Consider the following 8,710-nt stretch of genomic DNA (forward strand, 5'->3'; position numbering starts at 1 on the left):
ATCAATGCCCGGCAGGTCAGTGGCTAACGCTGAAGCAGCGCCACAAGGGCGACCGGATCTACCAGGCGGCGATCAGTGATTGTGCCGGGTGCGCGCTGAAAGCCCAATGCACGACGGCCAAGCGCCGCTATGTCTCACGTCACGCTCAAGAGGAAGCCTTTGAGCGTATGGCGCAGCGGATGCAACTGCATCCAGAGATGATGGAACGGCGCAGATCCATCGTGGAGCACCCGTTTGGCAATCTCAAACAATGGTTATTTGGGAACGGGCGCTTCCTGCTGCGACAACTCGAAGGGACAAGAGCTGAGATGTCGCTGGCCGTGACCGCTTACAACCTCAAGCGAGCGATCAGCGTCCTGGGTGCCAAGAAAATGATGCAACTGATGGGCTGAAGAGCCTTTTTCAGCACAAAAACAAACGCCCCGAACAAGTCGGGGCGTCTGGTCTAAGGCTTGTCAGTGTGTTTTCACACAGTCTGCGCAGGCCCTTTTTTCATTCAACCACCCAGGTACGCGTCACGCACCTTCGGATCGGTCAGCAATGCCTCACCAGTCCCTTGCATCACCACCTTGCCGTTCTCCAGCACATAGGCGCGGTCGGCGATCTTCAGTGCCTGGTTGGCGTTCTGCTCTACCAGGAATACCGTCACGCCATCACGGCGCAGTTGTTCGATGATGTCGAAGATCTGCTGGATGATGATCGGCGCCAGGCCCAGCGACGGCTCGTCGAGCAGCAGCAGCTTGGGTTTGCTCATCAGCGCCCGACCGATGGCCAGCATCTGCTGCTCGCCGCCGGACATGGTGCCGCCGCGCTGGGTGAAGCGCTCCTTCAGGCGCGGGAACAGTTGCAGGACCTTGTCCATCTGCTCCTGGTAATCGCCCTTGTCGGTGAAGAAACCGCCCATGGCCAGGTTTTCCTCGACGGTCAGGCGGGCGAACACACGGCGGCCTTCCGGCACCACCGCGATGCTCTTGCGCATGATGTGCGAGGAGGGCTGGCCGACCAGCTCTTCGCCCAGGTACTTGATGCTGCCGCTGTGTGCCTGTGGCGAGCCGCACAGGGTCATCAGCAGGGTCGACTTGCCGGCGCCGTTGGCGCCGATCAGCGTGACGATCTCGCCCTGGTTGATTTCCACGTTGACGCTGTGCAGCGCCTGGATCTTGCCGTAGAAAGTGGAAACGTTCTCGAACTTCAGCATTTACGCTTCCCCCAGGTAGGCCTTGATCACATCAGGGTTGCCGCGGATTTCCTCCGGCGTGCCATCGGCCAGGGGCGTGCCCTGGTTGATCACCACGATGTGGTCGGAAATGCTCATCACCAGTTTCATGTCGTGCTCGATCAGCAGCACGGTCACGTTGTGGGATTCGCGCAGGTAGCCGATGAGGGCCTTGAGGTCTTCGGTTTCCTTGGGGTTCAGGCCTGCTGCCGGTTCGTCGAGCATGATGATCCGTGGCTGGGTCATCATGCAGCGGGCGATTTCCAGGCGGCGCTGCTGGCCGTAGGCGAGGGTGCCGGCGGTACGGTTGGCGAACTCGGTCAGGTTGACCTTCTCCAGCCAGTACTGGGCCCGCTCCATGGCTTCCTTCTCGCTGCGGCGGAACGCCGGGGTCTTGAACAGGCCGGCGAAGAAGTTGGTGTTCAGGTGGCGGTGCTGGGCGATCAGCAGGTTTTCCAGCGCGGTCATTTCCTTGAACAGACGTACGTTCTGGAAGGTCCGCACCACGCCCTTGCGGGCGATCTGGTGGCCGGCCAGGCCCTGGATCGGCTGACCGTCGAGCAGGATGGTGCCGCCACTTGGCTTGTAGAAGCCGGTCAGGCAGTTGAACACCGTGGTCTTGCCGGCACCGTTCGGGCCGATCAGGGCGACCACCTGTTTTTCCTTGACGGTCAGGCCCACGCCATTGACCGCCAACAAGCCGCCGAAGCGCATGCTCAGGCCGCTGACTTGCAGAATTTCGCGGCTCATCGACGCAGCTCCATGTGTGGACGTTGCATAGGCAGCAGGCCTTGCGGACGCCAGATCATCATCAACACCATCAGCGCACCGAACATCAGCATCCGGTATTCGCTGAACTCACGCATCAGCTCAGGCAGCAGGATCATCACGATGGCCGCGAGAATCACGCCCAACTGAGAGCCCATGCCGCCAAGCACGACGATGGCGAGGATGATCGCCGACTCGATGAAGGTGAACGACTCCGGCGTCACCAGGCCCTGGCGCGCGGCGAAGAAACTGCCCGCGAAACCTGCGAAGCAGGCGCCCAGGGTGAAGGCCGAGAGCTTGATCACGGTAGGGTTCAGGCCCAGCGCGCGGCAGGCGATCTCGTCTTCGCGCAGCGCTTCCCAGGCACGCCCGATCGGCATGCGCAGCAGGCGGTTGATCACGAACAGCGCGAGCAATGCCAGCAGCAGGGCGACCAGGTAAAGGAAGATGACCTTGTTGATCGAGTTGTATTCCAGCCCGAAGAACTCGTGGAAGGTCTGCATGCCCTCTGCCGCGCGGCGTTCGAAGGTGAGCCCGAAGAACTCGGGTTTGGGGATGTTGCTGATGCCGTTGGGGCCGCCGGTCCAGTCGGTGAGGTTACGCAGGAACAGGCGAATGATTTCGCCGAAGCCGAGCGTGACGATCGCCAGGTAGTCGCCGCGCAGGCGCAGTACCGGGAAGCCGAGCAGGAAACCGAAAGTTGCGGCCATGAGGCCCGCGATCGGCAGGCAGACCCAGAAGCTCCAGCCCAGGTAGTGCGAGAGCATGGCGTAGCTGTAGGCACCGACGGCGTAGAAACCGACGTAACCCAGGTCGAGCAGGCCGGCCAGGCCGACCACGATGTTCAGGCCCAGGCCCAGCAACACGTAGATCAGGATCAGGGTGGCGATGTCGACCGCGCCGCGCGAGCCGAAGAACGGCCAGATCAGGGCGGCCACGATCAGGCCCAGGATGATCCAGCGCTGGGTCTTGGGCAGGGTCAGGAAGTTGCTTACCGAAGGCGGGATCAGTTTGCGATCGGAACGCCCGCCCATCACTGAGCTCCACTGCTTGTCGAACAGCACACGCAGGAACATCAGTATCGAACACACGGCAATGATGCTGATGGTGAAGCTGCCCTGGCTGTGCACGATCAGGCTGATGCCATCGATGCTCAGCTTCAGGCCCAGCACCGGGAAGGCGACGGCCCATACCAGCAAGGCGCTGAAGAACGCCTGTTTGAGATTTCTGTTCATACTTTTTCAACCTCCGGACGGCCCAGGATGCCGGTCGGCCGGAACAGCAAGACGAGAACCAACAAGCCAAACGCCACCACATCCTTGTACTGGTCGCCGAAGATGTCGGCGCCGAAGGCTTCGGCCACACCCAGCACCAGCCCGCCGAGCATGGCGCCCGGGATGCTGCCGATGCCGCCCAGAACCGCTGCGGTGAAGGCTTTGAGGCCTACCAGGAAGCCGGCGTTGGGGTTGATCACCCCGTACTGCATGCTCAGCAGCACGGCCGCCACGGCTGCCAGGGCGGCGCCGATGACGAAGGTCAGGGCAATGATGTTGTTGGTGTTGATGCCCAGCAGGTTGGCCATCTTGATGTCCTCGGCGCAGGCGCGGCAGGCGCGGCCCAGACGGGAACGGGAGATGAACAGGGTCAGGCAGGTCATGGCCACCAGCGTGACGACGAATACCAGCACCTGCATGTAGGACACCAGCACTTCCTCCGCACCGCCCGGGCCGAACGAGAAGGCGCCCGGAATCAGGTTGGGGATGGATTTGTCCTTGGAGTCCTGCGACAGGAGCACGGTGTTCTGCAGGAAGATCGACATGCCGATGGCGGAAATCAGCGGGATCAGGCGGTTGCTGTTACGCAGCGGCCGGTAGGCGACCCGTTCGATGCTGTAGCCGTAGGCACTGGTCACGCAGATGGTGGCGACGAAGGCCACGGTCATGAGGATCGGCAGCGAGTGGATACCCATCATGGCCAGGCCCGCGAGGGCGATGAAGGCCACATAGGATCCGATCATGTACACCTCGCCGTGGGCGAAGTTGATCATCCCGATGATGCCGTACACCATCGTGTAACCGATGGCGATCAAGGCATAGGTGCTGCCGATGGTCAATCCATTAACCAGTTGTTGGAAGAAATGGTAGATCTCAGGCATTACAGCGCTCCTAAAAACCTGATTTGCATTTCGCTGGCGGGCGATGGGCCCGGCCCGTTTCGTGGTCTTCGCCAAGTCAGTGGGCACAGCCAGGAAACCGCGGGTGACGGTTTTAAGATTTTCAGGTGAACCGGCTCCCGGATCGCGGGAATCAGGTCCATGAACCTCGTAAAACAAAGCCCACTGCTCGCACAGTGGGCTTCTCGGTCAGCTATTAGTCACGCAGTTACTGAGGGGAGACTTCGGTCTTCGGCTTGCCGAAGTGCCATTCGTAGACTACGAACTTGAAGTCTTTCAGGTCGCCTTTCTCGTCGTAGGACAGCTCGCCGGTCGGGGTCTTGAACTTGCCGGCGTGGATGGCGGCTGCCACCTTGTCGGTGTCTTCGGACTTGGCGGCTTCGATACCCTTGGCGATCAGCTCGACAGCGGAGTAGGCCGGGAACACGAACGGACCGCTAGGATCCTTGCCGTCAGCCTTGATGGCGTCGACGATGGCCTTGTTCTCAGGGTCAGCGTCGAACGACTTCGGCAGGGTGACCAGCAGGCCTTCCGAAGCGCCCTGGGCGATCTGCGAGATGGAGTCGTTGCCGACACCTTCCGGACCCATGAACTTGGCTTTCAGGCCCTTCTCTTGCGCCTGGCGCAGGATCAGGCCCAGCTCTGGGTGGTAGCCACCGTAGTAGACGAAGTCGACGTTGTTCTGCTTGAGCTTCTGGATGATCGAGGAGAAGTCCTTGTCACCGGCGTTCAGGCCTTCGAAGACGGCGACCTTGGTGCCTTTCTTCTCGAGGGTCTGCTTGACCGCGGTGGCGATGCCTTCACCGTACTGCTGCTTGTCGTGCAGGACGGCAACGACCTTGGGCTTGACGTGGTCGGCAATGTAGTTGCCGGCTGCCGGGCCCTGGGCGCTGTCCAGACCGATGGTGCGGAAGATCAGCTTGTAGCCACGGGCGGTGATTTCCGGGGAGGTGGCGGCGGGGGTGATCATGATCACGCCTTCGTCTTCGTAGATGTCGGACGCAGGCTGGGTGGAGCTGGAGCACAGGTGGCCGATGACGAACTTGACGCCGTCGTTGACCACTTTGTTGGCGACTGCAACGGCCTGTTTCGGGTCGCACGCGTCGTCATATTCCTTGGCCTCGAGCATCTTGCCGTCGACGCCACCCTTGGCGTTGATGTCTTTGATGGCCTGTTTGGCGCCGATGAACTGCATGTCGCCGTACTGGGTTACCGGACCGGTCTTGGGACCGGCGATGCCGATCTTGATGGTGTCGGCGGCAAACGAATGGCTGGCTACCCCGGCCAGGACCATTGCGGCGAACAGCTTGGAAATCTTGATCATAGTGCTCCACTCATTCTGTTGTAATTCTTATAGTCCTGGCGGCCAGGGCTACAGACCGGGCGGGATTTGCGGCACGCTCGTGCCATGTCGCAAGCCCACCTTCCCCCGGAACATGTCCCGGAACTGTACCGGTACAGTGTAGAGCGCTGTCGGAGCGCTTGAAAAGCGGGCAAAAAGCGCCTGTTTCCCGGGGTGTCGCATGATCGACATAAAGATATAGAAAAGCGCCATCACTTTGCCTCTATCCCGGGCCCAACCCCATACAACCGGGGCCCGTCGATCAAATTACGTATTTGAAACCGGGTTTTTCTGCAAAAATGCCGGCCTTTTCAAATGGCCATTCTGTCGGCAGGAAAACCCATGACTGATCACACAAGCACCCTCTATGCCAAATTGCTCGGCGAGACCGCGATTATCGAGTGGAAAGCCTTGGAGCGTTTCTGGGCCAAGGGTGACCTGATTTGGGTCGACCCCAGCCTGGACCTGATCGCTGTTGCCGAGGCGATGGCCGAGAATCGCAGCGAGATCTTCACCAAGTGGCGTAATGATGGCGTTGTCGGGCCGCTCACTGCAGAGCAGGCGCTAGACCTGCAAACCCGTGATCCTGAGATCTGGGCGGTGGTGGTTTCGCCGTTCATCGTGATCCAAGTGAAGAAAGCGGAATAATCGCGGGCTTTTTTAGTGCGAAAAAGCAGTTGATCGCACCTTGTTGGTGCGCGTTGACGCTGACGTAAGGTGGAAGTAAGTAACAAGTCGCCGGGGCGTTCGCCAGTGCGGTAACAGTTTACGGGATGCGTAATATCCCTGTAGGAGCGGGCTTGCCCGCGAATGCGTCCGCGCCGTCACTATTGCATTCGCGGGCAACTCGCAGCGGCGAACCGCCACTCCTGCAGGAGTCAGATGCCAGCCCTCAGTAATCCACCCGCCCGGTATGGCTGTTGAGCGAAATCACCCGGGTCTTGCCGATCCGATGCCTGAAGATCTCGCGCAGGTACTTCACCGCTTTCTTCACGCATTCGCGCGACAGGCGGATGTCGTTGATCGAGACGAAGCGGCTCTTGTCGTTGATCAGCTCGCGGTACTTCTTCTCGTACATCGGTTTGATCGCATACCAGTTGGTATCGAGTATTTTCGCCGGATTCTCGAACTCGTTTAGCAGGTCATCGATACGGTCTTCATCGAAATATTCGCTGGTGATGAATTCCAGGATCGCGTTGTCCAGCGTGTCGTCGAAACGGTAGGGCGTGCGCGCGAAGCAACGCTTGATGAAGGCCACGATCAGCGTCAGGAAGTCGTCCGACAGGCATGGGCTCTTGGCGATCAGGGTGGTCAGCGACAGGTTGGCCGAGGCGCCGATCACCAACGCGTAGCGCTTGAGCGTGGTGTTGGGGAACAGGCTGTTGAGGTGGGTCTTGAGCCGGTTCAGGTCCATGTACGACAGCTTGTAGTCCTTGGGCAGCGACACGATCGATACCACCGACGAGCAGTTCTTGAAGAAATGCAGGTCGTGCAGTGCCGCCGCGTCGAAGCCCGAGGCCTGGTACTGCTCCAGTGCCGCGCGATAGCGGCGCGACTCGATGGGCAGCAGGCTGATGCCCTCGATGGCCTGGGTCTGTTTGTTGAAATGGGGAAGGTCGATGGAGCGCAAGAACAGGTCGTCGATGTCCAGGCGCGGCGATTCGCGTTCGAACACCTTGAACTTGTCCGAGCCCTGCGCGGGCGCCTCCGGCACTACCGATTCGGCATAGGCGATGGCTACCGGGCCCGCGAGGCTCATGAACAGATCGTTGGCGTCCAGGCGGATGGTTTCGCCAATGTCGATGCCGGCGCGGCGGAAGTAGTTCTGGTCGTAGTCGGTGGTCACGGCCTGCGCGGTGAGGATGTTGAAGATCTGCTGGGAGATGTACTGGTTGGCGTGCTTCTCCATGGCATTGACGTCGATGTTCTGGATCGTTCCGTCATCGCTCTCTTCGGCGTAGCGCATGATGTCGTTGGAGATCAGCATCATGGCGTTCCACGGGCGGATGCGCCCCATGACGCTGGCTTCGCTGCTGTCTTCGTTATCGAAGTTGTACGAGAAATCCCATTCTTCGGACAAGTATTTGCACAACAGGCGCCCGGCATTGATGTGCAAGGCCTCGGACATTTCACTGCGGTGGTCGGAGGCATTGGGCAGCACACAGATGCCGCTGGTGAAGATCGGCTCGAAAACGAAAGAATGCCCGCCCTTGCCGTCGTTCTCGTCAGCCGGCTTGGTGTCGAAAGTCTTGTTCATGTACGAGTACTGCTGGGCCAGGCCGAACTCCGAGGCCATCCCTGAGCCGGTGCCGCCGCCGGCGCTGAAGATGTAGAAGTACAGGCGCGATTGGTTGGCCTTGATGCCGCAGGAATCGATCAGGTAGGAGTGGATCAGTTTCCAGTCGGCGCTCGAGAAGCGCTGGGTATCCTTGTTGAGGATGATCTTGGCCAGGTACTGGCCGAGGATCGGCGCATTGCCGGCGCCGCCGGCGTGCACCTCGGACAGGTCCATGATCTTCATCTTGCTGTAGTCGCGCAGGAACCCGCCGCGCTCACCCTTGCGCGAGAAGCGGATGCGCCCGGCGATGTCCTTGTCCAGATCGCCGAGCATCACCAGTGGCTCGACCAGAAATACCGGTTTGGCGCCCTTGTTCTGTACCAGGCGCAGGTTCTGTCGGATCCAGCGTGCAGGGCTGTAGCCGCCTTCGTTCCTGTTGCGGTCTTCGTTGTTGAACTCGTTGAGGAAGAAGGTGCGCGCGTTGTACACCAGTTCCGCCACGTCCAGGGCAATGTTCGAACCACAGCGCCCCAGGCCGATCAGGCATACCGAGGGGAACTGCTGGTCCAGACGCAATTGGCTTTCGTCTTCCGCGTGCAGGCCCTGCGGGAATACCAGGTCACGCAGGCCGTCGAGGTTGTCGAGGATGCGCTGGATATCGCTCTCGGTGAAGTACAGGTATTGCGCGGGGACGTTGCGGGTGGCCTGGCCGCCACCGAGGGTCAACGAGGTGCTGCTGGTGGAGGGCTCGGGCACTGCATTGGCAGAAGTATTATTGGAGGTCATAGTGCGCCATTTGCCTGGAGTGGTGGACGGTCGGAAGATATGTCATCTGGCCATTACGTAAATCCGGCGACTGTAGCAGTGCGCCTTTTGCCTATGCGATAGGGGTTTACCCTATGGTCGTTAGGGGTTTGCGCTGGCATCTGCACT

General features: G+C 60.3%; 8 protein-coding genes. 2 read left to right on the plus strand and 6 right to left on the minus strand.

Annotated elements, in window-relative coordinates; translation table 11 throughout:
* The coding region (locus tag VA602_RS00095; RefSeq protein ID WP_323452131.1) for a transposase at positions 1-392 on the plus strand (392 nt) is incomplete at its 5' end.
* Positions 393-496: 104 nt separating this feature from the next.
* Here VA602_RS00095 and VA602_RS00100 read toward each other — a convergent pair.
* From VA602_RS00100 to VA602_RS00120, 5 genes are all read right to left on the minus strand, one after another.
* Positions 497-1,198 carry an ABC transporter ATP-binding protein gene (locus tag VA602_RS00100; RefSeq protein ID WP_054891753.1) on the minus strand — a complete coding sequence of 234 codons (702 nt, stop codon included), beginning with the start codon at positions 1,196-1,198 and terminating at the stop codon, positions 497-499.
* Positions 1,199-1,966: a high-affinity branched-chain amino acid ABC transporter ATP-binding protein LivG gene (gene livG / locus VA602_RS00105; protein WP_054891752.1), complete on the minus strand. Its 768-nt coding sequence runs from the start codon at positions 1,964-1,966 to the stop codon at positions 1,199-1,201.
* Positions 1,963-3,219 (minus strand): high-affinity branched-chain amino acid ABC transporter permease LivM, encoded by a 1,257-nt coding sequence (locus VA602_RS00110; RefSeq protein ID WP_054891751.1) that lies wholly within the window; start codon positions 3,217-3,219, stop codon positions 1,963-1,965. Before VA602_RS00110 ends, livG begins: the two co-directional genes overlap by 4 nt.
* Positions 3,216-4,139 (minus strand): high-affinity branched-chain amino acid ABC transporter permease LivH, encoded by a 924-nt coding sequence (gene livH / locus VA602_RS00115; RefSeq protein ID WP_054891750.1) that lies wholly within the window; start codon positions 4,137-4,139, stop codon positions 3,216-3,218. Before livH ends, VA602_RS00110 begins: the two co-directional genes overlap by 4 nt.
* A gap of 226 nt (positions 4,140-4,365) precedes the next feature.
* Positions 4,366-5,481 (minus strand): branched-chain amino acid ABC transporter substrate-binding protein, encoded by a 1,116-nt coding sequence (locus VA602_RS00120; protein ID WP_054891749.1) that lies wholly within the window; start codon positions 5,479-5,481, stop codon positions 4,366-4,368.
* Between the two features lie 360 nt (positions 5,482-5,841).
* On the opposite strand from VA602_RS00120, the gene VA602_RS00125 reads away from it, so the two are divergent.
* Positions 5,842-6,147 (plus strand): DUF2288 domain-containing protein, encoded by a 306-nt coding sequence (locus tag VA602_RS00125; RefSeq protein ID WP_323452132.1) that lies wholly within the window; start codon positions 5,842-5,844, stop codon positions 6,145-6,147.
* Positions 6,148-6,391: 244 nt separating this feature from the next.
* Here the strand turns inward: VA602_RS00125 and VA602_RS00130 are convergent, their stop codons facing one another.
* Positions 6,392-8,563, minus strand: a complete 2,172-nt coding sequence (locus VA602_RS00130; protein WP_323452133.1) for a hypothetical protein — start codon at positions 8,561-8,563, stop codon at positions 6,392-6,394.
* Between the last annotated feature and the right edge of the window lie 147 nt (positions 8,564-8,710).

The sequence above is a fragment of the Pseudomonas machongensis genome, from assembly GCF_034961125.1.
GTDB lineage: Bacteria > Pseudomonadota > Gammaproteobacteria > Pseudomonadales > Pseudomonadaceae > Aquipseudomonas > Aquipseudomonas machongensis.